Source organism: Nostoc sp. (assembly GCF_036917355.1).
In the GTDB taxonomy this organism is placed as follows: Bacteria; Cyanobacteriota; Cyanobacteriia; order Cyanobacteriales; family Nostocaceae; genus Nostoc.
The window spans coordinates 128389-152388 of sequence record NZ_JBALDP010000034.1 but is presented as its reverse complement, the minus strand read 5'-3'; the positions used below and the strand labels follow the sequence as shown (position 1 = coordinate 152388).

The window sequence follows — 24000 nt, the reverse complement described above, 5'->3', positions numbered from 1 at the left end:
AGTTCATGTAACTCTTGCACTGACTCAAATATTTCTACTTTAGTGACTCCAACCATTTCCGCCCGCTCATATTTACTCCTAATTTATCTGTATCATACTTTTCGTGAATTGGTATTACGCACCAGACTTCTACATCCAGCGCCGCAAGTCCTTGCATCAAAAACTGGTTAATCTCAGCTTCTGCACCACTCGGAGAATGGTGCATGGCTAATTCTTCAATTATCTCCAATAAGCGATCGCAATCTCACATCTAATTAGTTTAGTTTTTAACTATTATATGAGAAAATTGTGCATTAATAACCCGACCTCCTGACCTTTTTTGTTGACGCTTTAGCACTCCTAGCGCACCAAAAGCACTAAGGGCTAAAATTCCCAAGTTTATCGAAGGTTCAGGAACAGACTTAGCCTCAATCGCCGCCAGTGCAGCGTCTGCTACTAACTTATGAGCAGCAGTCGTTGGGTGGAAATCGTCCCAGAAGAGAAACTTGTTGTTAGCTGGATCGCATATATCTAGCCTAGATAGACAAGACTCGGTTACATTCGTAAAATCTAATGCACTGGTCTGATTAAATAAAGAAAAAGTATCAATAGGGATGATGTTGAGATTTGGGTTTTGACTCAAAGCGCTCACAGTTTTTGCTAAACCCAAGTTAAACTCACTAGTCGATTTACTAAGGGTTGTAGGATTGCGATCGTCAATTGTAGCTGCTGGGATCTTTCCCAAATCTGACAAGTTAAACACCAAAATATTTTTCGCGCCGACTCCTACCAAAGTATTCAACGCCAGGGATATATTACTGATTGGCGTGGTAGAGTCTTCGGAGTTAAGAAAAAGGAAATCATTCCCACCTCCCCACAATGTATAAAGTGCATTTGGGTCAGCAGTTTGATTATTTGCTTGCAGAGTTCCAGCATAACCAAGGACTTGTTGGAGTACTCCTGGTAAATTTGGATTAGGAACGACAGCGTTACCTGAACCAGAGCTAGCACCACCGAAAGCGAAGTTTATCCCTTGGGTAGCAGGTGTGGAAGGAAGAGTAGTGAATAAAGTAGGCTTTAACCCTAGCTGATCTCCGAGATAATCCACCCAGAGCGGCCCATTGGAAAAACGTCCTTCAAAGTAAGGTGGGCTTAGAGGGAATGTTTTCCCGGTAGCATTATATATATTGCCTGTATCAGAAAGACTATCGCCAAATACATAAAGCCGATCAAAACTCAGAGCCGAAGCTTTGGTCGGCAACATGAAAGAAAATAGAACAAATCCTGCTGCTACAGCTTGTTTTTTCATATTTGTTTTACCTGTGGTCTTTTTTATTTGTTTAAAAGCAATGAAAGGGCGATAGTCTAACAACTTACTCTTTTGAGATACTTCAAAATTAAGTACGTCTATTGAGTTAATTTACGTTGTTTCACTTAACTATGCCTCAAAAATTTATGAAACCCAGGTAAAAACGCTTAAAACACTTAGATTTACATTTTCTTGATGAAAAATAGGTGTATTACAAAGAAATAGCAAAATTTATATCCTAAAGGACAGAATTGCCCACTTTTATGCTGATGCTGGACTAACCGCAACTAAACCAGGTAGACCATCGTAGATATAGCTTTAACTTTGCTTTAATTTCAAAGCCTCAGTAGCCGAAACACCCTCACCCTGACTACCGAAATACCACAAAGCCGTAGCAGCCTCAGCACGAGTTACTGATTTTTTGGGTTGAAACAGAGTCGTATAACCAAACACCCGCCGAATATTCGATTGTTCGCCATTCTGGTAATCAGCCAGTACTGCTCTTAAAGCCTTGGGGTCAATTTTCGCTGCGTCTTGGAAACCCCAGGTTTGTTTGACCGCATCTAAGTTAGCAGAGGGTAAAGCTTGGCGACTATCTAGAGGTAATTTCCACAGCAGCAACTGTTCTCGCGTTAGAGGTGCATCAGGACGAAACAAAACTACTGTAGAATCTCCAGACAAAGGACTGGGAATTAACCCAGCTTCGGCTAATCCCTGAATTGCTGGGAAATCAGGGTCTTTTGCTGACACATCACTAAAAGCTGGTTGAGTACTTTCTGATGCCAAACGAATCTGTTTAGCTGGATTGTTGGTGTATACAGCATTGTTAGCAGCAATTAGCCAACGGGCGTATTCCCGATGTGTAACGATTTTACCGGGTTCAAACTGATTAGTTGTGGTAGTGGAATTGCTCTTAGTTGTCTTTGCTTCTATAGATAAAACACCTAATGCAGCCAAGTCTTGGATGTGTTGCCGCCATTCTTGTGGTGCTTTGTTCAGATCGTTGAATACCTGAGATTTAGGGGTGGTTGTAGGGATTGTTTGGTTATTAGCTGTGCTTGGTGGCTGTGCTGCCAAGTTTGTAGGTGGTATTGGGCCAATGAACTGTGAATTTCCCGGTTGAGGAACGGCGTTAGCAGTTTCGTTAGGATTTGTAGGTGAAGTAGGTTGTGCTGTTGCAGTGCTATTCGGTACGTAATCAATCAGTAATTCAGTGGCTGTTTGGGGTTGATTAGGTGTGGCGTTAGTAACTGATTTGGGCTGAATGGAAACCTTCAACAGCAAATCGTTGCGACGTGCCTCAAAAGCGCCTCCTGTATCATCTGTTGGCTGTTGTAAAATCTGCCAGTTATTTGTTTGAAACTGGCTGCGATAAAAACTAGCAATAAAATTACTGGGATCAGAACTTAACCAACGAGTTGAGATTTTGTTTTCTGAGCCGCTAGCAGGTGTAACTTTCTGTAGTTTGGCATTGGAATATAAGGGGATATCTTTAGGAAAATCAGATGGTAACTGAACTGCTGATTCATTTTGCTGTGTTTGCGGTTGATTACCTGGGGATTCTCCAAAGACGACTCCATCGCTTTGCAGTTTCGGATCTGCCGCCAAAGATTGCTCAAGGTTTTTGGCGACTGGACTATTAGCACAGGCTGTTAACGAAGTGAGTATAACAGCCCAAATTAGAAATACAGCTGGACGTTTACAGGGAAGCACAGGAAATCACAGATTGAGTTTCAATTCCTACCCTAGCGCAGACTGTCCATTAAATGGGAATGGGGCATAGGACATGGTTATTCTCCTTTATTCCCCTACTCTCCTCTGACTCTCTATAATCACCAAAAGACATTACCGACTTACTACGTCTTCTTCCTAAATGTCTATGTTAGTGATGATATCTCTAAAAATGAGTAAACGGTAGCAAAAGCTACCGTATTGTCTTCGTTTTACAGCCATTAGGTTTTGATAATTCCTATGCTTATTTATAGAGTTCCCTAAAATTCTGAAAAACTAACATTTTTGAGAAAAAACATAAATAAATCTGAAATCCTTGCTAAATAAGAGTTTTATGAGTTGGGAGTTTGTAGTAAGGACTTTAGTCTTTAGATGAGGACTAGAGGCACCAACTACAAACCGATCGATACTTGATTGTGAACCAATTTTTCAGATAGTTATCTAAACATCAAGTTGTAGAGCAGATAACTGATTGATAAATGGTCAAAAAACAGTTTAGCTAGCAAAAGCTTGAATTTACTTCCAGATGCACTAGTTGTAATGCGATGCCTACGGTGGGCAAAGCCTACGCCAAGCAACTGAAGTGATAGACTAGGAATAAAGCCTGCCTTAGCCTCACCCAAAGAGGGTAATAGATCGAGTTAACTAATACTGCCCAACAATCGATTCTGGAAATTACTCATCTGACGATGCTAAGGTGAGTAAGGGAATCTCTGGAAAATGCCAGTGTCAAACAATTCCAGGAAATTAGCGTAAGTTCGTTATTCTTGGCGACTGGGGTAAATAGGTAAAGCAGTCAAGAGTCGCAGCAGTTTCCCTAGTATTTCTAAATTGATTTTCTGGAGAAAGTGTTACTTGTACTGTAGTCAAGGGTTTATTGACAGTCTCAAAAGCAGTGAGTGCTTCCTCAAAAAGTGCGTAGTTTACCGCCGTAGGCATCGCCTCTATGTTATCTAAAACTTTCCCTCAATCAACCCATCCCCTGTTATTCTGGGATAGGGCTGTGGTTCTTTTAGGAAGACTGGAAGGTGCGCTTCGCAAGTTATAGAAGTAGTACATAGTTATCTATGGCTGTTTTTCCCAATCCTAGTTAATGATTGGCTTGAGGCAAAAAAGACACTTCATCAAATGCACTGGCGGTTGAAAAAAACCTCTACAAACTTTGTCTGAACAGTTAACAGCTTCCTGATAGATTAGATACAATTAGCATCTGTGTTTTCTTGGGCGATCGCTTGCTCAAATTGACATGGTGCTGCACTAGCCGATTTGACATAGTATTAGCCTTTCACCTCTGGCTCTGGCGAAAATTTTTGATTCAGGGCAAATTAAGACTTATATTCAAGGGGCTTGGGTGTTTCTTGGAGATGAAGTTAACCAAACGGGGGCAAAAGGCTGAATAAGATATGTCTGATGTCAAAAACGCAGATCGGATAGGAGTATGAAAATCTAAAATAGATATTAAGAAAAAACAACGACCATTGACAACCGTCAGTCTTTTTTACTTTCTGTAAAGCGTCACCGGGTTGTTACCAGTGCTGAAACACGATTACATGCAAGTTTCCCAGGATCAGCCTATTTATTCTGAAGCTCCACTCCAGCTGTTACTGTTTGTCGATGGACGCCCCAAGTCCCGCCAACAGGTGCAGCGAATACGTGCTTACTTAAAAGAATTGCAGGCTGAGTATAGTTTTGAACTTCAAACTATTGATGTTGGTCAACAACCTTACTTAGCAGAACACTTTAAATTGGTAGCAACGCCAGCTTTAATCAAAATTCACCCGGAACCACGACAGGTTTTGGCTGGGAGTAATATCATAGCGCAATTGAAAAACTGGTGGCCTCGCTGGCAAACCGCTGTAGACGCCTATTTGAAATTACAGGAAGACTTACAAGAACGGATAGACGATACTGCTAAAGTGACATCACCCAAATCCACTATTCGTTCAGTTGCTGTTTCTGCCGAACTCATCCGACTCTCAGACGAAATTTTTCGTTTAAAACAAGAAAAAGATAACCTCCAAGAGCAGCTACAGTTTAAAGATCGGGTGATTGCGATGCTGGCACACGATCTCCGTAATCCCCTAACTGCTGCCGCGATCGCCATCGAAACTCTCCAATCTAACTACAATTTAGAGACAGGCCAATTTCAGCGCCTCAAACCATCCTTGACAGCGCATCTATTAAAACAAGCCCGTAATCAAACTAAGATCATCGATCGGATGATTACCGACCTTTTGCAGGTAGGTCGCGGCAAAGATACTGAGTTTCCAATTTTACCACAAAAGGTGCAACTAGGTAAACTGTGCTTAGATGTATTAGAAGAATTGTGCGATCGCTACACCGCAAAATCCCAAGAGGTCGAAACAGATATTCCCAATGACTTACCTTATGTATATGCCGATCCAGAACGCATCCGGCAAGTGCTAGTAAATCTGTTGGATAATGCCATCAAATACACTCCAGAAGGTGGCAAGATTAGCATCGCCGGATTGCACCGCACTACCCAAAAAGTTCAGTTTAGTATTGGCGATACTGGGCCTGGTATTCCTGTAGAGAATCGCGATCGTATCTTTGAAAACCACTTCCGCCTGCAACGGGATGAAGGTACAGAAGGTTACGGCATTGGCCTTTGTCTATGCCAACGTATTGTCTTAGCACATTATGGCCAAATTTGGGTGGACTCTGCCCCCAATAACGGAGCATGGTTTCACTTCACACTGCCAGTTTATCCTTCTTAGATAATGGGTATTGACAAATGACAATTAAGAACTTGAGACAAAGCGATCGCGTCCCCCGGCCTTTGCTTGGTAGAGTGCTTTATCTGCCAGCACGATCAACTCTGAAGGTGAAGATTCCCAAGTCGGGACAACAGTTGCCACGCCCATACTGAGAGTGACGTGCTGACTCACCGCAGAACCGTCATGAACAATTTGCAAATCTTTGATTCCCGCTTGAATTGCGGCGGCAACGTGAAGTGCGCCAGATGCAGGAGTGTATGGCATAATTACAGCAAATTCTTCGCCACCATAACGCGCTACTAAATCCTGATGTTTTTGTGCCTTAAGGCTTAAGACAGCACCCACCTTTTGTAAACAGACATCCCCTGCCGGATGGCCATATTTATCATTATAAAATTTAAAAAAGTCGATATCACACAAAATCATTGACAGGGGAAATCCCTCTTGTGCGAGATTAATCCATTGAGTATTGAGATAATCGTCAAAGCGGCGACGATTAGCCAACTCAGTTAAGCCATCTACATTGGCAAGGTGATGCAAAGCTTCGTTTGCCGCCTCTAACTGTTTGTATACTTGTGCTTGCTGTAGCAGTCGGCGCAACCGCTGGCGTAATACAGGCCAGTGAATTGGCTTAGTGACATAATCAGTCGCTCCCGCTTCAAAAGCACGGTTTACAGATTCCTCATCGTCCAAGCAAGTGATCATCAAGATGGGAGTGCGCTCCCATATCTTGGAGATGACTGTATTGTTAAGAGTTGAGTCAGTATCAAAGGTAGCAAGGGCTGAAATTAAATTATTCCTGGCAATCTGGAGCAAGTTCTTACAGCAGGTAAAGCCATCCATCACAGGCATTACAGCATCTAGCAAAACTATATCCGGTTTGATAGTCTCGTAAGCATCTAAACATTGCTTACCATCATTAACCTCGACCACTCGATAACCTTCTTGTTCCATTGCTTTACGCAACAATACCCGGATGGTCTTGTCATCATCAGCCACTAGAATCAGTGGTGGTTGCTTAGAAACAGTAAATGGGCTTATGCCTGACATGAGTTGCCTTCCACTTGCGGGACTATCCTGAAAAAGGCTGTGCAACTCAATCGCATGGGGGCGATCGCTATTTTCATCAATGCCAGGATTTGCGGCAAAGGCGTGTCTGGCTTCACAATCAACTGTTTTTTGACAATGGACTGCCCAATGTTGTTGGGCCAAGCAAGCGGTAGATAAATAAGTTGCATAGACAATCTGTAATTGGAACAAGAAGGCAGCAATTGCCTTCTTGTTCAGCGATGGTTAGGGTAGAAAATGTTACTTTTATATTTCCCTATTGTTAAAGTCAAATTACGATTTTTTTGAGAATTACAAATACACACCCTAATTATTTAGTTATATAGTTAGTTTATAAAAACAGTGAAACAAGGAAAAGCAATTACCAAAGTATCCTCAGAAAATAGCTAATACTAAATACTAATATCACCTGACTGAAATTTATTTAGTCTATCCGACAAGGCTTGCTGAGGTTTAGTATAATTACATAAGATTGAGATAAAACTTTATTTTCAAGTTAGTTCATAACCATTTCGTTCTAGCCACAAACTGTTCAAAACTCAAGTTGACTAAACAAACAAGCAAAAGTTATTCCAGAAACCATCCAAACCTATTGACATTCGCTAAATCTTTAAAATGCCAGACTCATTAATGTATCAGCAGGATAATTTTGTTGTTCTCGAAACAAATCAACCAGAACAATTTATGACCCCATCAGAGTTATTAGAAAAGCTCAAAACAACTCTTCAACAACTCATAATTCAAGATTTGCCACCTGATTTGCAAAAATTTGATACTGTTGAAACTCAAGCCCAATATTTAATTGACACTAGTTGCGAATTAGATATTGGGCCTGGGAAATATTTACAGTGGTACGCAGTTCGTTTAGAAAAGTAACTTTTTGGTAAATGCTTAAGATTTTGCTCTTGACTATTGACTACTGACTAGTGATTCTTTTTGAATATTGATGAGCGCTAGCTCAATTGTATTTTCAGATGGCTGGGTTATTTGAATTTCCAATCCAGGACCAAAATAATTGGTCATTTTTTCATGCTTTTTTTGCCACACATCAATTGGTATTAGCGGTGAATTAAATTCTAAAATTAGGGCATAACTTCCATGAACTTCTGTTTCTCGTAACCCTGTGACTGTTGGACGTTCCTGGTCATTGGGACTCAAACCTAGAAAAGAAAGTGTTGTATCTAGATGAGCATCTTGACCGTAGCAATATCGGGTGATGTCTTTGCGAATTTTATTTTGCGTATCAGTTGCTTGCTGCTGGCGCAGTATCAATGCTGATGGTGACGTAGTTTGGGTAAATGGTACTGGCTTAAGTTCATTAGCTTTTAGTGCCAGCCCTCCCAATAATAGAGGAATCCCGTAAAAAAATCCGACAAGATTGAGTGTGGCATTATTATCAGCATAGGCGACGAAGCCAATGATTGTTAATATGCCACCGATAGTTAGACCGAGTGTTCCTAAAGAGATTTGGCGTAGCATGAGCTTAAATTAGTATAAAGTTTGAATACCTTAGTTTTATTATCATCGGCTATAAGCAACAAATTAGGAAAGAACATCGTACCCAAGTGCTAGTATTCAACTAACCCTAAATTGCCTATTCAGGCATTTAAAAACCGCACGCCAGTTGCTCAAGAGCCGCGAGGGAACACTAAGAACGAACAAGTCAGGCATTGTCGCCTAAAGCACTGGCTTCGTTTAAACGAGACTTTACCCACATTTGTCTTTGTGATTTTCAAACACTCAATTTTTCCTTAGTCTACATTCGCGCAGCATCTCGTAGGGAAGGCAAGTGAGTATAAGTTGACCACTAAGGGCGTATAGTGTTCCAGAATATTAGATTTTGAGTTAACTTTAAATTTAAAGGTAGTTAAAGATAGGAAAAAAATAATGGATTTACAGACTATAAAAGAACGAATTGTCGCAGTTCAAAGTAAACGCGATTACCTATTAAGCTTACTGGAGCAACCAAACCTGGGAACTTTGAGAATTGACGTAAATCAGGCTTTGGAAGAACTGGATGAACTAATTGATGAATTTACACGCACCATTCCGGTAGAGTAGAAATTATCAAAATTTACGTCGGTTTAACCCCAACTTCAGGCTAGACCGACGTTCTTCAGTAGTATCATGTCTTCAAATCCCCAGAATTGAACTAAGCCTGAGTTGGCGAAGCAATAAATCACTGCATCATTTATCCTGCCACTGAACCATCTCCTGCACGCTGACCTAGCTGCCTAACTAAGGCAATAAGTTCGCTTGTAGGTACATCTTTCTTGCAAACGTTATCAAAGCTAGACATTGCCTTTTGTCCGTGAAAATTTACGTCTTCCACTGAGGAGTAAGCAAGTATCTGGGTGTTTGGAGATATAGCTTTAATGTGACTAGACGCACTCCAGCCATCCATGACTGGCATCTGTAAATCTAGAACAATTACGTCAGGATGGCAACGTTTAACCATTTCTATAGCTTCTTCACCATTACTGGCTAAACCTACTACTTGAATATTTTCCTGGCAAGAAAAAACCAATTGTAAGGTTAAGCGAGTCAGTTCGTGGTCATCAACTACTAAAACACGCAAGGTAGAGAGCTCGCAGGATAACATTAACATTGAGGGGAAAGACAAATTTATTCAGAATAACCTCTCCAGTTTATGAGAATAAGTGCCAGCACTAACTCTATCCTATGGTTGAATAATACCAATTCAATTAATGATTGCAACACATCCTTGGTTGAAGACGCGATGAATCGCGTCTTCAACCAAGGATGTTCTATTTGTTACATTCTTTTTTCAAATTGGTATAACTTGTGTGAACCTATGATGATAAAGAACTTAGACAACTGCTCAAAAAATTTTATTTTTGGAAAAAAAACTAAGTTGATCTAGTTGTCAAGGTATTAAGTAACTTATTTTTCATCCATCAGGTTGGGACTACACCAGTTGAGCGTAATGCCATGTTCATGAGAATTTTTTGTGAATTAGCTTCTGGAGAATCATCATAAGGACGCCGTTGAATGTAAGTACCATCAGCTTGTAATTCCCAAGCTTGGCGATTATCTGCGAGCATAATTCCCATAATTTCTTGCAAATCCTTAGCAATATCTGAGTCTTTTACTGGAGTAATTACTTCGACTCGGCGATCTAAGTTGCGACGCATCCAGTCAGCACTGCCGATATAGATTTCCTCCTGTGTATTGTTATGAAAATAATAAATCCGAGAGTGTTCTAAAAAGCGACCGACAATACTGATGATGCGAATATTTTCACTAATGTCTTTGATTCCTGGGCGTAAACAACAAACACCCCTAACAATTAAGTCGATTTGCACTCCGGCGCGGGAAGCTTCATATAAAGTGGAGATAATTTCTGGATCGACTAGGGAATTCATTTTGGCTACAATCCGTCCAGAAAATCCATTTTGAACATTTTCGATTTCGCGGTGAATTAATGCCAAAAAGCGATCGCGCATATTCACAGGCGCAACCAGCAACTCTCGATAAGATTTTTGCAGGGAATATCCGGTTAAGAAATTAAATAAATCTGTAATGTCAGCACCCAATTCTTCACGGCAACTAAACAATCCCAAATCTGTATACAGTCGTGCTGTTTTGGGGTTATAGTTACCAGTCCCAATATGCACGTAGCGACGTATTCGGTCTTTTTCGCGCCGTACCACCATGACGGTTTTACTATGGGTTTTTAGCCCGACTAAACCATAGACGACATGAACTCCAACTCTTTCTAGTCGTTTTGCCCAGTAAATATTATTCTCCTCATCAAATCGCGCCTTTAATTCCACCAGCACAGATACTTGCTTGCCATTTTCAGCAGCGGCAATTAAGGCGTTGACGATGGGCGAGTCACCAGAAGTCCGGTAAAGGGTCATCTTGATGGCTAATACATTCGCATCGTAGGCAGCATGGGTAATAAAGCGGACTACTGTAGCCGAAAAGGATTGATAGGGATGGTGTACTAGTAAATCCTTTTCCCGAATTACAGCAAAAAAGTCTTTTCCTTCGTCCGTCTCCAGCGCATCTGGGTCTAAACTCGGTTCTCTCAACCTTTGCAGGCGTAATGGTACAACAGATTGGCGTGGTGGATCTTTGAGTTCCGGCAATGGCAAGGACATAAAGTACATTAAATCCCGCAGTCCTAAAAGACCATCTACCTCGTAAACATCACTTTCTGTTAATTCCAAATCTTGCAATAATCGCGATCGCACTATTTCCGGAGTCTGGGATTGAATTTCTAGCCGGACTGGACTACCACCCAAACGCCGTTTTCGCAATTCCTGTTCGATCGCTAACAACAAATCATCTGCTTCATCTTCTTCTAAGACCAAATCGGCATCACGGGTTATGCGGAACGGATGATATTCTTGAATGTTCATCCCTGGAAATAAAGATTCCAAGTTATGAGCGATCGCCTGTTCTAAGGGTACTCCAGTCCAGTGGGCAGGTTTTTCGTTATTTTGATCTCCCAACTCAGGTGGTATCGGTAAAAATCGTGGGAGAACACTAGGGACTTTGATTCTGGCAAAAAATTCTTCTTCGGTGTCTGGGTTCTTGACGACAACAGCCAGATTTAAACTGAGATTAGAAATAAAAGGAAAGGGATGACTAGGATCGACAGCCAGAGGAGTCAAAACTGGAAAGATTTGTTCCTCAAAATAGCTGTTTAGATGAGTCCGCTGCTTTTGATTTAAATCTATGTAATTCAGAATATGAATGCCATGATTTACTAGTAGAGGACGAAGCACTTCCTCAAAATGTTGGTGCTGTTTGTTAACATGGGGAGTGAGGGTAGACCTAATATCGTCTAGCTGTTGTTGTGGTGTGCGACCATCAGGAGTTAACAGGCTAACTTTTGCCTCTACTTGTTGCTTTAAGCCAGCAACGCGCACCATAAAAAACTCATCTAAATTAGAGTTAAATATTCCCAAAAACTTAAGACGTTCCAGAAGTGGGGTGCGATCGTCACAGGCTTCATGTAATACCCTGGCATTAAATTCTAACCAGCTTAACTCTCGGTTAAGATAATATTGTGGATCGCTGAGATTGATGGGGGTAGCGCTTTTCTTAGATTTTGCCATAATGACCTAACGCCAGGCAGATGTAGCCCATTGAACTGGGGGACAATAAATATAGTAGGTTAAATGGTGCTTGAGGGTAACACTAAGACAATTTTTTGCTGTGCTTACGATCTACCTCGCTACTGGGAAAGGACAGACATCATAAGTTTCAAAAATCTATTTGTATTTAAATAACTTTAGTCAAAGACTCAAAAATTAACTTGTGTAGGCACGAAAGCCAACATTCCTAAGAAATTTTTGGGTGCTTCGCGCGATCGCCCTGGTTATCTTCCAGATAACCACCCTAACCACCCAAACTATAACTAGATTTTATAGCCGTTTTTAATTTTGTGGAATATGGTGTTGGCGTATAGTTATCTGCCCTTTCAAAATATTGCATCCATACAATAACTGCGATCGCATTGGGATTCAAATCGTTGCCCACAGCATATTAACCATAAAGATGCACTTAAGATTTAGCAAAGATATAACGTTGCCATATCTGACAAGTTTTAATAAATTATTAAGCAGTGTTTACATAGGATTGTGGTGTTGAAAGCAGTCTCAAGCCTTACCTCCAGTACTTTATGGATTTGGTTTTCCCAAATCAAAAGTTTGGTAATCATTGCCACAACTTTTATACAGATACTGCTTAGGCATAAGCCTTGCTACAACTCTATTTATATCAGGTTTTTGAAGCTTTTATTCAGATTCACACTCATACTTCCATCTATTAGTTTTTTTAATTTATGACCTCTGTAATTTTTAGAAATTCCAGTATTATTACTGGGATTTTTTTTGCAGGCAATGGTTATATTGAGAACGTAAAGAGAAACAACACGGGGAGTTTGTTAATCATGAAAATTTCTGCAATTCTCAAAGGCAGCGTTTGTGTATTAGGTTTGGTTGGTGTTGGTAATTTCTTTGCAGCACCTGCAAATGCAGGAGATGCTGCTGCTCGTGGTGCAGTTACAATTGTTAGACCATCAGGTTCTTCTGTCAGCGTCAGTGCTGAGTTAACTGCACCCACTTCTGCATATTTCACCGGACCAATGTTACTTGTTACACCTGCATATAGCGGTACCGCGGGTGGAAATGACGAACTTGTAACTAGTTTAACAATAGATCCAGGTGTAGTTGTAAACCTGGTATCACCACCTAGTTCTACAATCGAAGCAGCTATTGCAGCTAAGATTGATGCCGGTACTGCTACATCAATTGAAGACCTAGCAGCCCTTGTCAGAGCAGCTAGTGTTAATGGCGGTCTAGAATAGACTGATTGTTAACTGACAGAAAATCACTATAGTGTTAAAAGCTATTGGCTTTTAGTCTATATGCTTTCACTTCTTGAATTGATTTTCAACCTCTGTTTGGGTATTGTTTGAGAAAATTTTGCCATCAGTTGAGAAGAAACGTCTACGACTATCCCCATGCTGGGCATTTGCATCAAAGTATTTGGTAATACGCGAATCAATTCTTTGACTGACTCTCCTTTACTTATATCCATAGTTTTGACAGGGGATAAAGTAGAGAGTGACTGAGACGTAAAAGATTGAAAAAAAATACAGCCCCTTGAATGTAGTTGAGGGGCGGTATTTCCAAACTCATCTACTATATTACCATATAAACCCGGTTTCTTGCAGAAATCGGGCTTTTGATGTTGTTTAAATAGATACTTTACGAAATCTTTTAAATTAGCCAATAGGTAAAATATAAAAGGCAAAAGACGGAAGCTAGAAGGCAATAGGCACAAGACAATCACACAATAATTACTCTTGTTATTTGCCTATTGGACTTTGCCTTTATTTACTAAGTGTTAATTCTTATACCAAATTTTGGTAGTCTAGCAATCAAATTTTCTGAAAAGTTACCGCTATATTGCTCATGCCAGTCAAAAAAAGCATGAGGAATAAATTATGTATAGCGTGTTTCGTCAATTGCCTATAACTATCAAAAGAACCATTTGCTTGCTGGGTTTTATCAGTATAGGCAATTTTATTGCAGTGCCAGTATATGCACAAGAAGCTGTGGCACGTGGGGCTATTTCTATAGTTTCGCCTTCCGGCGCTTATCAAAGTGTTAGCGGTGAACTCTCTTTACCTGTTAGTAATAATTTTTTAAATCCCGGCACAAATACGACTCTAACAATAACGCCTACTTTGACAAATATTGGAGCAACTAATCAAAGCATAACTTCTTTATCTCTGACAGTAGGCACAGCCAGTGAAATAATCACAAATAATAACAATTCGTTTTTGAACCAAACTTTAGAAACAGTCAATAATCAAACATTAATTCCCGATACAGCCTCTTTAATTCAGACAATCAACAGTAGTAATGGCTTAGGGGCTTTAGAATAGTTGCAAAAACTATATTAAATTTATTATTGCTGCATCTACGATATTTGATAATTCTTAGGCAAGAGGTAAAGGGCAGAAGGCAGTAGGAAAAAGCCAAAATATAAAGGGAAAGAAGCCTCCTTGGATTGTACTGATTGTTTTTACATATTAAATCTATATTGTTTAATTAAATAATCCAGAGTAAATATTTATAATTTCAGCTTGCCTATTTCTTTTTGTATTTAAAATCGATAACCACCTTGAATTTGCATATCAAGCCCATTTTCTCCCGTACCAATTTTAGATTGTATAAAAATATTGTTATCTATAAAATTATATCTAAAAATAGCTCCATAGTTTAGACCAGATAATCGGGTGTTTAAACCCACATTTTTAGTAAAATAATTTTTAATATAAGCACCAACAGATAAATTTCTACCAACTTTTTGTAAACCTTCTAACTCATAAAAAAGGCTTTTCCCTAACTCTAGGTTCGTATTAATATTTAAACCCGTACTAGTGCTAACTTCACCACTAAACAGGGTTAAAAACTCACCATTGCTATTATCTTGAATAAAAGCTATTGCAGGTGCTAAAGAAAAACTTATATGTTTTTCTTGATGATTAAAATAATAACTGAATACAGTTGAAAAAGGATTATTGTTATTTGATGCACTATTCCAGTCAATTTTTAATGATGGTATGTGAGTGTTGACAGCTACAGGTTTTTTATTTGAGTTTAACTGGACATGAGTTTTAATATAGTTAGCCAAAATACTAGCATATATACCCACAGATGGTTCTGCTAATCCTAAATTATTATTAGAAACTCCAGGCGCTGAGTTGGCATTTATATTAAACCAAGTTCCTAAGCTAGCGCTATAGTTTAAATCTCCAGCAGAACCCGCAGCTAATAATTCGACTGAAGGTAAAGATAGATAACCATCAAAGCTTTTAAAACTCACACCGATGCGATCGACCCTGGTGAGTTCAAAATAATCGAATGCTAAATCAAATGTGCGGACTGGAATTGGTACTATAGTGTTATCTTCAGAATTAAATCGTTGTACAAATTGTCGTCCTTGGGAGTTAGTCAAAATAACTTCGGCACCGCTAGATTCGTTAATAGGATTAATATCAGTATTAGTCAAAGGTATTTGATTTCCTATGAAAGTCAGAGGGCCAAATCTTTCATTAGAAAGTCTAAGGGTAGAAAAGAATGTATCGCCTGGATCTAAGAGTTCAACATCTCTTTGTAAAAATTGGACTGTGCGTTTATGATTTCCTGTTCTCAGTTCTAAAATACTAGAATTATTGGGAGTGATTTTACTTTGAAGTGTCATACTTCCAGAGACTTGTTCTAGATCGCTGGTTGCATTAGAATAAGCTAAAGTACGATTTAGTCTGTTGTTAATTTGTCTTCTTTGATTTGGTGTAGACTTTGTATTTAATTCAACAAAACCTTCTCCGTTTTTAAAGCTTTGTCGTGCTTCTGCTAAACTTTCATTAATATTATCTATTTTAATATATTCAAAGATTCCGCCTAATGCTAATCCTAAAGTCGAGTTAGCTGTTTGTATACTATCAATACTAAAGTCACTTAAATTAGCTGTAATAGACAATCCTGGGCTAGAAAAAATATTAGAATAATTAGCACTAATTTTTTCTTTATCATATTGAACAATAGTACGGTTATGAGGATAGTTAACATATAATCTGTGCCAATTAGAAGTTGTTTTTGTCTCAGATAAAGTTTCAAATATGGGGTCTCTTTTGCCGAAAGATACCCAAGATAAAGAATTTAAATAAGACAAGTCTCTCTCAAGTGGCGTCAAGTAAGGATTAACTGCTATATTTAATAAATCAAAATTATCAAATTCGCCTATCTGGGCAATCTTAACACCGGGTAATGAAGAGACAGGAGCAGTAAAACCAAAACCTTCACCCGTCAAGATATTTCCCCATAAAATACCAGTCGCCTCTAGAACACGATCGGGAATAATTTCGCCTAGCTTGAGTTGAACGCTTCCGCCATTTAGTAAAGGCTTTAAATTAGTAGTAGGAAAAGCTTGTAGAATTTTAGGTGTATTAGTAGCATCTAAGAAATCAAATAAAGAGCCGCCACCATCATTACTAAAAGTGGAACCGCTTCCAATAATTGGTGTAGTATTTGCCAAAACTGTGACATTAGGATCGTTAAGATTGATTCCACTATTAATTATTACTTTACCAGCAGGTATCCCTTCAGGGTTAATTAGTTCTCCTGCTAGAGAAAGTATAGAAAAATCTTGAATTTTAGCTCCACCAACTAATTCATCAAAATTCACAGGTAAAGTAGTAATATTTTGCAATCCCCAAAATCCTTGGGTTGATGTCATATTTTGGGTAATGTAAGTTTCAGAAGCTCTACCTTGGGCAAGAATACCTGCTTGTGTACCTTTAGTCTCAATTACTAATCTATTATTATCGAGAACCCAGTAAAACTGGTCATCTTTGGGAAATTTAGCATAAGTAAATTTATCAATAAACTGATTGTCTCCAGAAAATCTGATATTTAAATCTGTATCTATATAATTTTCGTCTTCATTTGGTTTAAATAATTGAGGTTTAAAAGTCAGGTTATCTGTAGGATTAACAATCCAAGAATACCGATTGGAACTTGCAGTCAAAGCGTCAATAATTATTTTCTTTTGGATTACTTGTTGTTGTTTTTTTGTTCGACGTAGTTTTTCTATTAGTATTTGTTGCTGGAGGGTGTATGGTTTTGATGAATTTGATGGTTGAATTGTATTTGGCTGAGGCTTTTCTTCATCTTCTTCAGGTAGCTTAGGAGGTTTGTCTTTGTATTCTTCAATTGGGATAACGTCAGCAATGGTGAATTGGCGTAACCGTTTTGGTTTCTCTAGGTTAGAGTTAGACTTTCTTAAAGCCTGTTTTAACAATTCTTGGCTTGGTAAGTTATTTGTTTTTCGATCGGAATTGGTTAATGATTTGTTATGATTAGCGATTAAATCAATATTGTTTTGCCTGTTTATGCTTAGAGCGATCGCAGGTAATTTAATAAATACAATTTTGTATAGTATTGTTGAATACAATAAACAAATTCCAAGAATTTTTACATTTTTTTTGAATCTCATTAGGGAGATATTGATACCTTTTCGATTTGGATTTTTCAATGTTTTCAGAATAAAATTTTTGGCGATTCAAACTATTGAGCATTGGCTAATATCGAAAATTAACCATTATTTAATACTTGGTCTTTGAAGTGATTATTGATTTATTTGCTTCGATGTATTCAACAGTATTTCAGTAAATATAGATAGTCAAAAAAGTTTGATTTCTTATCCTGGCGCAAAGAATAAAATAGGATTAAGCAGATTTACTGCAACAAGAGTGTAATTCTTGAGCAAAAATTCAACCTCAGCAAAATCACCACAGATCAAAAATCAAGCGATGATTTAGCCGTATAAATACGTAATTAAAGCCTATTAACTTCAAAAATGGATTAAAAAATATACTTTAGGATACTCTCTCTCGTCTGCCAATTTGATACACTTGCTCCTTTCTAGTAGAGTTTATTTATGTATCCGCAGTACATTGATTGAGCGAATAGAGAATACCTTAGTCATGTAGTGGAAATACTAGAGCGATATCTTACAATCAGCCCCTGTGCATCGATGCTGATGCAGATAAATTTTGCATTAATGTAAAAGCCAGTTTTCCTGAGAATTCCGACACAGTAGAAGAAGATCGCATCGACCTAGAATGGTTAATCTAATCGTGCACAGTAAATAATATCAGTCCTAAACTTGTCTACACTAGGATTAGTGCGATGTTTACGACGGGCTACACCTACGCAATAACTTTGCGGCGTAAACAGGCAGTGACTGATCAGAGCTTGTTTAAAAAGTTGTAAAGTATACTCAAAACCCCTCTCCAAAACTCTCCCCCAAACGGAGAGAAGCTTTGAAAGGCCCATTCTCTTGTAGCGAAGGGGGCTGGGAGAGTTAGGTTTCTAAGGCTTAGATATTACGAAAATACTTGTCAAACATCCTTTAAAAATCGCTTTTAATAGACTTTCCCGAACAGCCAAAGGTGAGGAAAAAATTAAGAATTATTAATAAAAGTTAAGCTATTCTTGAGATAATCACGCTGCTGACTGGATATCACATTTAGATTTATTAAAAAAAGTTAATGAAACCTAGACATATTGATACAGAAGTCGCGAGGTTAGAAGCCCTCCGCCAGTATCAAATTCTTGACACAGAACCCGAAGAAGCCTATGACAATCTTGCTCAGTTAGCGGCTTTTATTTGTGGTACTCCCATATCCTTGGTAAATTTTATTGATGAAAACCGTCAATGGTTTAAGGCAAAAATAGGTTTAGATGTATCAGAAATGCCCCGAAGTGTTGGATTATCTTATCTTTGCCAAGAGCAGCGTAATGTTGTGGTGGTTCCTGATACTCTAGCTAATGAGAAGTTGGCAAATAATCCGGTAGTAACTGGCTATCCATATATACGGTTTTATGCAGGTGTACCCTTAATTACTCCGAAGGGAGATATGTTGGGAACTCTGTGTGCTATTGACCAAGTTCCACGGCAACTAAGCCAAAAACAAGTGGAGGCGTTTGTAGGTTTGAGTCGCCTGGTAATTGACCAACTCGAACTCAGGCGTCATGTAAGTGAGGTATCTAAAGTTACCGAAAAACTAGTGGCGCATGAGCAAGCAACCCGCGCCCAATCTGAAGCCGCTAAAACCCGCATCACCAATCTTCTCGAAAGTATCACTGATGGTTTTTTTGCCCTAGATCAAAAGTGGCAATTCACCTATATTAATGGTCAAGCAGAACGGTTGTTGCAAAAAACTCACAATGAGCTTTTAGGTAAAAACATCTGGGAGGTGTTTCCAGAAATTATCGGCACAACATTTGATTGTGAATATCGCAGGGCAATTTTAGAACAGGTTAGTGTCGAATTTGAGGAGTTGTATCTGCCACAGCAACAGTGGCTTAAAGTCCATGCCTATCCGGCAAAAGACGGCTTGTCTGTTTATTTTCAAAACGTTACTGAACGACGGAAAACAGCAGAAGCACTACGAGAAAGTGAAGAACGTTGGCAATTGGCATTACATGGTAATAATGATGGTATTTGGGATTGGAACCTCAAGACTAATGAAGTGTTCTTCTCAACTCGATGGAAGGAAATGCTCGGCTATAAAGACTACGAAGTTTCCAACCATTGGGATGAATGGACAAAACGAATCCATCCCGATGAGCGAGATTGGGTACTTCAGGCTTTCCAAGACCATTTTGCCAAGAAAACACCGTTTTACGTCTGTGAATATCGAGTCCAGTGCCAAGATGGCAGGTATAAATGGATTCTAGATCGAGGACAGGCACTTTGGGACGCATTGGGTGATATAGTACGGATGGTTGGTTCTTATACTGATATCACAGATCGCAAGCGGGCAGATGAAGAATTAAAGCGGCAAAATCTGCGATCGCAACTGTTTGCCGAAATTACCCTAAAAATTCGAGAATCTTTACAAATAGATGAAATTCTTCAAACCACTGTCACAGAGGTACAAAAACTACTACAAGCTGACCGGGTTTTGATTTTTCGGCTGGAAGCTGACGGTTCGGGAACAGTGGTACAAGAGGCAGTGCTGCCTGGTTGGCCTGTAATTCTAGGAGAAAATCTTTTCGACCCCTGCTTTAAAGAAGAATATATAGAAAGATATCGCCAGGGAAGAGTAAGTGCCCTTGAAGACATTGAATCTGCTCATATCCAACCATGCCATCGAGAATTTCTTCAGCGGTTTGCTGTCAGGGCTAATCTGGTAGTGCCGATTCTTGTCAGGGACGATATTTGGGGCTTATTGCTAGCTCATCAGTGTAGCGCACCTCGACAGTGGAATCAGTTTGAGATGGATTTGTTACAGCAATTAGCGAACCAAATTGGAATTGCTTTATCTCAGGCACAACTATTAGAAAAAGAAACCCAGCAAAGTCAGGAACTTACTCGTTCTAATGCAGAATTAGAACAGTTTGCCTACGTAGCTTCCCATGATTTGCAAGAGCCGTTGCGGATGGTAACTAGTTATTTACAACTGCTGGAGCGGAGATACAAAAACAAACTAGATGCCAATGCGGATCAGTTTATTGCCTATGCAGTAGATGGGGCCAGCCGGATGCAGACCCTAATCAATGATTTGTTAAACTATTCTCGCGTCAGCACCCGCGGACAGCCTTTTGTGCCAGTTGATTGTAGTGTTGTCTTAGAAAAGGTGCTTGCTAATCTTCAAGTTGCGATCGCAGATCGAAAGGCAGTTGTCACTTACGATACTCTACCTCAACTGATGGTTGATGCTACGCAATTGACACAAGTATTTCAAAACCTGATTGCCAACGCGATCAAATTTTGCGATCGTCAACAGCCATCAATTCATGTTGGGGTAAGTAAGGGAGATGCAGATATATTACATGGAAAAAATTTAAATTTTACCCGTTCGGAGGATGAATGGTTGTTCTCAGTGCGTGATAATGGAATTGGTTTAGAATCCCAATATACTGAGCGTATCTTTATAATTTTTCAGCGTTTGCACGGTAGAGACAAGTATCCAGGTACTGGAATTGGTCTGGCCATTTGTAAGAAAATTATCGAACGCCACAGCGGCCGGATCTGGGTTGAGTCGAAACCGGGTCAAGGCTCGACTTTCTACTTCACAATTCCAGATAGAGTAGGTAAGCAATGGTAAATACCATAACAGCGATTATGCCTATTGAGGTTTTGTTAGTAGAGGATAATCCTGGCGATGTCCAACTCACACGCATCGCCCTAGAAGATAGTAAAATCTCAATTCACTTAAACGTAGTCGAGGATGGTGTAGAGGCAATGGCATTCTTGCGAAAACAGGGAAAATATGCTAAATTACCTCATCCAGATATTGTGCTGCTCGATTTTAACCTTCCGAAAAAAGATGGACGAGAGGTATTAGCAGAAATAAAAGGAGATGAAAACCTTAAACGAATTCCTGTAGTAGTTTTGACGACTTCCCAAGCTCAAGAAGATATCCTCAAAGCCTATAACCTTTTTGCCAACTGTTATATAACCAAGCCAGTAGATTTCGATCAATTCGTTAAAATTGTCCAATCAATAGAAAATTTTTGGTTTGCGATCGTAAAACTGCCACCGGAGTAGTGGAAATGGCAGGTAAAAATATTATTAAAGTCTTGTTAGTAGAAGACAACCCTGGTGATGTCTTATTGTTACAAGAGTTATTTAAGGAAGTTACCACAGTTGTAGTTGAGTTGATGCCCGTTGAACGGCTTTCTGAAGCAGTCAACTACCTAACAAACGAAATTTTTGATGTTATTTTATTAGACCTCTCGCTGCCAGATAGCCAGGGATTACAAACCTTTGTCATTGCTCACAATCAGGCGAAAGCAACTCCAATCATTGTGCTGACGGGTATAAATGATGAAACGCTGGCAACTAGAGCAATGCAACAAGGAGCGCAAGATTATTTAGTGAAGGGACAAGTAACTGGTGACTTGCTGGTGCGATCTATGCGTTATGCCATCGAACGTCAACGGGCAGACAACGCACTACGGCAGAGCGAGGAGCGATTTCGGGTTGCTCTTAAAAACTCTCCAATCTTTGTCTACAATCAGGATAAAGATTTACGGTACACCTGGGTTTACAATCCCCCATCTGGATTGACAGTTGAGAAAATATTGGGCAAACAAGACTTAGATATCGTCCCAGTAGAAGATGCTCAACATCTGATCGCAATTAAACATGGGGTGCTGACTACAGGCATAGGAACTCGAGAGGAAGTATCAATTACCATCAAAGATACAACGCGATATTACGATTTAACTATCGAGCCATTGCGGAATGAAACCCAAGAAATTGTCGGGGTGACATGTGCCAGTATAGATATTAGCGAACGACAAGCTGCGCTACGCGATCGCAAATTGGCAGAAGAAAAAATTCGCGAACAAGCAGCATTACTAGATGTCACCACAGATGCCATTTGCGTCCGAGATTTAAACAATCAAATTATCTTCTGGAACAAAGGTGCAGAAACACTTTACGGCTGGCAAGCTACAGAGGCTTGGGGTAAAAATGCTAGCGAACTTTTGTATGACGAACCTTCACCGGAAATTGAAGCGGCTCTATTGCAAGCTATTAGTAAAGGTAAGTGGCAGGGCGAGTTAACAAAACTTACTAAAATGAACAAAGAAGTTCTTGTGTCTAGTCGCTGGACTCTGGTATGCGATCAACAAGGAAAACCTAAATCAATTCTCACCGTTGACACAGATATTACCGAGAAAAAGCACCTAGAAGCCCAATTATTTCGCGCTCAACGCCTTGAAAGTATTGGCACTTTAGCTAGTGGTATTGCTCACGACCTCAACAACATCCTGACACCGATTTTGGCAGGAGCGCAACTGCTACCGCTAAAATTTCCTAATGCAGATGAGCGGACTCGTCATCTCCTAGAAATTTTAGAAATTAACGCTAGACGCGGTGCTGATTTAGTCAAACAGGTACTGTCCTTTGCGCGGGGTGTAGAAGGGAAGCACATCACTTTGCAACTCAGACATATAATTGTGGAAATTGCCAAGATTCTTAAAGAGACATTTCCCAAATCGATAGAAATTAGCACTAATGTACCGCAAGATTTGTGGATGGTTTCTGGAGATAGTACCCAACTGCATCAAGTGCTGATGAACCTCTGCGTTAACGCCCGCGATGCTATGTCCAATGGTGGTACTTTGAGTATCTCTGCCGAAAATATGTTGATTGACGCAAATTATGCCCGCATGAACCTAGAAGCCAAAGAGGGGCCTTACATAGTGATTACTGTCTCCGATACTGGAGTTGGAATTCCTAAAGAAATGCTAGATAGAATTTTTGAGCCATTCTTTACTACAAAAGATGTTGGACAAGGCACTGGTTTAGGACTTTCCACAGTATTGGGAATTGTTAAAAGTCATGGAGGTTTTGTGAACGTGTATAGTGAACTGGCGAGTGGCACTAGCTTTAAGGTTTACTTGCCAGCAGTGGGGGGAATAGAAACACGCAGCCCCGAAAATTTGCCGCCACAGACAGGACATGGAGAATTAATTTTGGTTGTGGATGATGAAGCCGCCATTCAAGAGATTACGACAACATCATTAGAAGCTCACAACTACAAAATCTTAGTTGCTAGTGATGGTATTGAGGCGATCGCACTATATGCTCAAAATAGAGACAAAATTAGTGCCGTCCTCATGGATATTATGCTGCCCTCACTGGATGGTTTAACAGCCATGCGTACCTTGCAAAAAATCAACCCCCAAGTCAGAATTATCGCCAGCAGTGGACTGATGTCTGACAATAAACTCAGTGCAGTAGCAGCTATTGGTGTCAATACATTTTTGTCGAAGCCCTATACTGTCAACGAATTATTGCTTTCTTTACAGAAAGTACTATCGGAAGTCAACTAATTACGTAAATAAACTGTTAGCCGTGAGTACAAAACGCTGCTTTATTAAGTGGGTGCAAATTGGTTGGATTTGATATGATTGAGCATCCGTTAACAGACTCATTTTACCGATACTCACAGCTTGGCTATATTGTGGGTGGAAGTAGCTACTATGTTTGCAGGATTGCTGGTTTATTTGCGATCGCCTCCCAGCTAATCTACATATATTGAATATTTTGTCAAATTATTTGGTGCGATCGCAACTTAGTGTAAATTAACCATTATCTGAA

The 24000-nt window shown here is 39.6% G+C and carries 18 protein-coding genes; 8 read left to right on the top strand and 10 right to left on the bottom strand.

Annotated features, from left to right (window positions below):
- Window positions 1–34: 34 nt before the first annotated feature.
- The 4 genes from V7K53_RS34025 to V7K53_RS10265 all read right to left on the bottom strand — a co-directional run bounded on the left by V7K53_RS34025 (window position 35) and on the right by V7K53_RS10265 (window position 3958).
- Window positions 35–205 carry a hypothetical protein gene (locus tag V7K53_RS34025; RefSeq protein ID WP_442940479.1) on the bottom strand — a complete coding sequence of 57 codons (171 nt, stop codon included), beginning with the start codon at window positions 203–205 and terminating at the stop codon, window positions 35–37.
- Between the two features lie 54 nt (window positions 206–259).
- Window positions 260–1288 carry an SGNH/GDSL hydrolase family protein gene (locus V7K53_RS10275; RefSeq protein WP_335197403.1) on the bottom strand — a complete coding sequence of 343 codons (1029 nt, stop codon included), beginning with the start codon at window positions 1286–1288 and terminating at the stop codon, window positions 260–262.
- A gap of 318 nt (window positions 1289–1606) precedes the next feature.
- Entirely contained in the window at window positions 1607–3001 is a 1395-nt protein-coding gene (locus V7K53_RS10270) for an S-layer homology domain-containing protein (RefSeq protein ID WP_335197402.1), read from the bottom strand.
- A gap of 765 nt (window positions 3002–3766) precedes the next feature.
- Window positions 3767–3958, bottom strand: a complete 192-nt coding sequence (locus V7K53_RS10265) for a hypothetical protein (protein ID WP_335197401.1) — start codon at window positions 3956–3958, stop codon at window positions 3767–3769.
- A gap of 593 nt (window positions 3959–4551) precedes the next feature.
- Between V7K53_RS10265 and V7K53_RS10260 the strand changes: the two genes are divergently transcribed.
- Window positions 4552–5757 (top strand): histidine kinase, encoded by a 1206-nt coding sequence (locus V7K53_RS10260; protein ID WP_335197400.1) that lies wholly within the window; start codon window positions 4552–4554, stop codon window positions 5755–5757.
- 24 nt (window positions 5758–5781) lie between these two features.
- Here V7K53_RS10260 and V7K53_RS10255 read toward each other — a convergent pair whose 3' ends face one another.
- Window positions 5782–6807, bottom strand: coding sequence for a PleD family two-component system response regulator (locus V7K53_RS10255; protein ID WP_334836965.1), 1026 nt, complete (start codon window positions 6805–6807; stop codon window positions 5782–5784).
- A 633-nt stretch (window positions 6808–7440) separates the two neighbouring features.
- On the opposite strand from V7K53_RS10255, the gene V7K53_RS10250 reads away from it, so the two are divergent.
- The gene (locus V7K53_RS10250; RefSeq protein WP_335197399.1) at window positions 7441–7701 is read left to right on the top strand and encodes a chlororespiratory reduction protein 7; all 261 of its coding nucleotides are present in this window, start codon (window positions 7441–7443) and stop codon (window positions 7699–7701) included.
- 33 nt (window positions 7702–7734) lie between these two features.
- Here V7K53_RS10250 and V7K53_RS10245 read toward each other — a convergent pair whose 3' ends face one another.
- Window positions 7735–8304 carry a DUF2854 domain-containing protein gene (locus V7K53_RS10245; protein ID WP_335197398.1) on the bottom strand — a complete coding sequence of 190 codons (570 nt, stop codon included), beginning with the start codon at window positions 8302–8304 and terminating at the stop codon, window positions 7735–7737.
- Window positions 8305–8712: 408 nt separating this feature from the next.
- Between V7K53_RS10245 and V7K53_RS10240 the strand changes: the two genes are divergently transcribed.
- Window positions 8713–8886, top strand: coding sequence for a hypothetical protein (locus V7K53_RS10240; RefSeq protein WP_094348556.1), 174 nt, complete (start codon window positions 8713–8715; stop codon window positions 8884–8886).
- 130 nt (window positions 8887–9016) lie between these two features.
- Here the strand turns inward: V7K53_RS10240 and V7K53_RS10235 are convergent, their stop codons facing one another.
- The 3 genes from V7K53_RS10235 to V7K53_RS10225 form a co-directional block, all read right to left on the bottom strand.
- Window positions 9017–9433 (bottom strand): response regulator, encoded by a 417-nt coding sequence (locus V7K53_RS10235; RefSeq protein ID WP_322669733.1) that lies wholly within the window; start codon window positions 9431–9433, stop codon window positions 9017–9019.
- A 310-nt stretch (window positions 9434–9743) separates the two neighbouring features.
- Entirely contained in the window at window positions 9744–11915 is a 2172-nt protein-coding gene (gene ppk1 / locus V7K53_RS10230) for a polyphosphate kinase 1 (RefSeq protein WP_335197397.1), read from the bottom strand.
- A 283-nt stretch (window positions 11916–12198) separates the two neighbouring features.
- Entirely contained in the window at window positions 12199–12339 is a 141-nt protein-coding gene (locus V7K53_RS10225) for a hypothetical protein (protein WP_335197396.1), read from the bottom strand.
- Between the two features lie 412 nt (window positions 12340–12751).
- Here V7K53_RS10225 and V7K53_RS10220 point away from each other — a divergent pair, with 412 nt between their 5' ends.
- Window positions 12752–13168, top strand: a complete 417-nt coding sequence (locus V7K53_RS10220) for a hypothetical protein (RefSeq protein ID WP_335197395.1) — start codon at window positions 12752–12754, stop codon at window positions 13166–13168.
- A 642-nt stretch (window positions 13169–13810) separates the two neighbouring features.
- Window positions 13811–14254: a hypothetical protein gene (locus tag V7K53_RS10215; RefSeq protein ID WP_335197394.1), complete on the top strand. Its 444-nt coding sequence runs from the start codon at window positions 13811–13813 to the stop codon at window positions 14252–14254.
- Window positions 14255–14475: 221 nt separating this feature from the next.
- On the opposite strand, the gene V7K53_RS10210 is transcribed toward V7K53_RS10215, so the two are convergent.
- The gene (locus tag V7K53_RS10210; RefSeq protein WP_335197393.1) at window positions 14476–17409 is read right to left on the bottom strand and encodes a hypothetical protein; all 2934 of its coding nucleotides are present in this window, start codon (window positions 17407–17409) and stop codon (window positions 14476–14478) included.
- A gap of 1018 nt (window positions 17410–18427) precedes the next feature.
- Here V7K53_RS10210 and V7K53_RS10205 point away from each other — a divergent pair.
- Genes V7K53_RS10205 through V7K53_RS10195 form a run of 3 tightly spaced genes read left to right on the top strand, consistent with a single transcriptional unit; the run spans window position 18428 to window position 23732 of the window.
- A complete protein-coding gene (locus V7K53_RS10205; RefSeq protein ID WP_335197392.1) occupies window positions 18428–20992 on the top strand; it encodes a GAF domain-containing protein in 2565 nt (854 codons plus the stop codon).
- Window positions 20986–21435 carry a response regulator gene (locus V7K53_RS10200; RefSeq protein WP_335197391.1) on the top strand — a complete coding sequence of 150 codons (450 nt, stop codon included), beginning with the start codon at window positions 20986–20988 and terminating at the stop codon, window positions 21433–21435. The genes V7K53_RS10205 and V7K53_RS10200 overlap by 7 nt, the downstream gene beginning before the upstream one ends.
- Window positions 21436–21440: 5 nt before the next feature.
- Window positions 21441–23732, top strand: a complete 2292-nt coding sequence (locus tag V7K53_RS10195; protein ID WP_335197408.1) for a hybrid sensor histidine kinase/response regulator — start codon at window positions 21441–21443, stop codon at window positions 23730–23732.
- Window positions 23733–24000: the final 268 nt, after the last annotated feature.

What these genes read in the sequence shown, in the direction of transcription:
- V7K53_RS10265 (WP_335197401.1), bottom strand. Translation starts at nt 3,958, where the DNA reads ATGCCTACGGCGGTAAACTACGCACTTTTTGAGGAAGCACTCACTGCT.
- V7K53_RS10215 (WP_335197394.1), top strand. Translation starts at nt 13,811, where the DNA reads ATGTATAGCGTGTTTCGTCAATTGCCTATAACTATCAAAAGAACCATT.
- V7K53_RS10220 (WP_335197395.1), top strand. Translation starts at nt 12,752, where the DNA reads ATGAAAATTTCTGCAATTCTCAAAGGCAGCGTTTGTGTATTAGGTTTG.
- V7K53_RS10195 (WP_335197408.1), top strand. Translation starts at nt 21,441, where the DNA reads ATGGCAGGTAAAAATATTATTAAAGTCTTGTTAGTAGAAGACAACCCT.
- V7K53_RS10200 (WP_335197391.1), top strand. Translation starts at nt 20,986, where the DNA reads ATGGTAAATACCATAACAGCGATTATGCCTATTGAGGTTTTGTTAGTA.
- V7K53_RS10275 (WP_335197403.1), bottom strand. Translation starts at nt 1,288, where the DNA reads ATGAAAAAACAAGCTGTAGCAGCAGGATTTGTTCTATTTTCTTTCATG.
- V7K53_RS34025 (WP_442940479.1), bottom strand. Translation starts at nt 205, where the DNA reads ATGCACCATTCTCCGAGTGGTGCAGAAGCTGAGATTAACCAGTTTTTG.
- V7K53_RS10240 (WP_094348556.1), top strand. Translation starts at nt 8,713, where the DNA reads ATGGATTTACAGACTATAAAAGAACGAATTGTCGCAGTTCAAAGTAAA.
- V7K53_RS10235 (WP_322669733.1), bottom strand. Translation starts at nt 9,433, where the DNA reads ATGTTAATGTTATCCTGCGAGCTCTCTACCTTGCGTGTTTTAGTAGTT.
- V7K53_RS10255 (WP_334836965.1), bottom strand. Translation starts at nt 6,807, where the DNA reads ATGTCAGGCATAAGCCCATTTACTGTTTCTAAGCAACCACCACTGATT.
- V7K53_RS10205 (WP_335197392.1), top strand. Translation starts at nt 18,428, where the DNA reads ATGAAACCTAGACATATTGATACAGAAGTCGCGAGGTTAGAAGCCCTC.
- V7K53_RS10245 (WP_335197398.1), bottom strand. Translation starts at nt 8,304, where the DNA reads ATGCTACGCCAAATCTCTTTAGGAACACTCGGTCTAACTATCGGTGGC.
- V7K53_RS10250 (WP_335197399.1), top strand. Translation starts at nt 7,441, where the DNA reads ATGCCAGACTCATTAATGTATCAGCAGGATAATTTTGTTGTTCTCGAA.
- ppk1 (WP_335197397.1), bottom strand. Translation starts at nt 11,915, where the DNA reads ATGGCAAAATCTAAGAAAAGCGCTACCCCCATCAATCTCAGCGATCCA.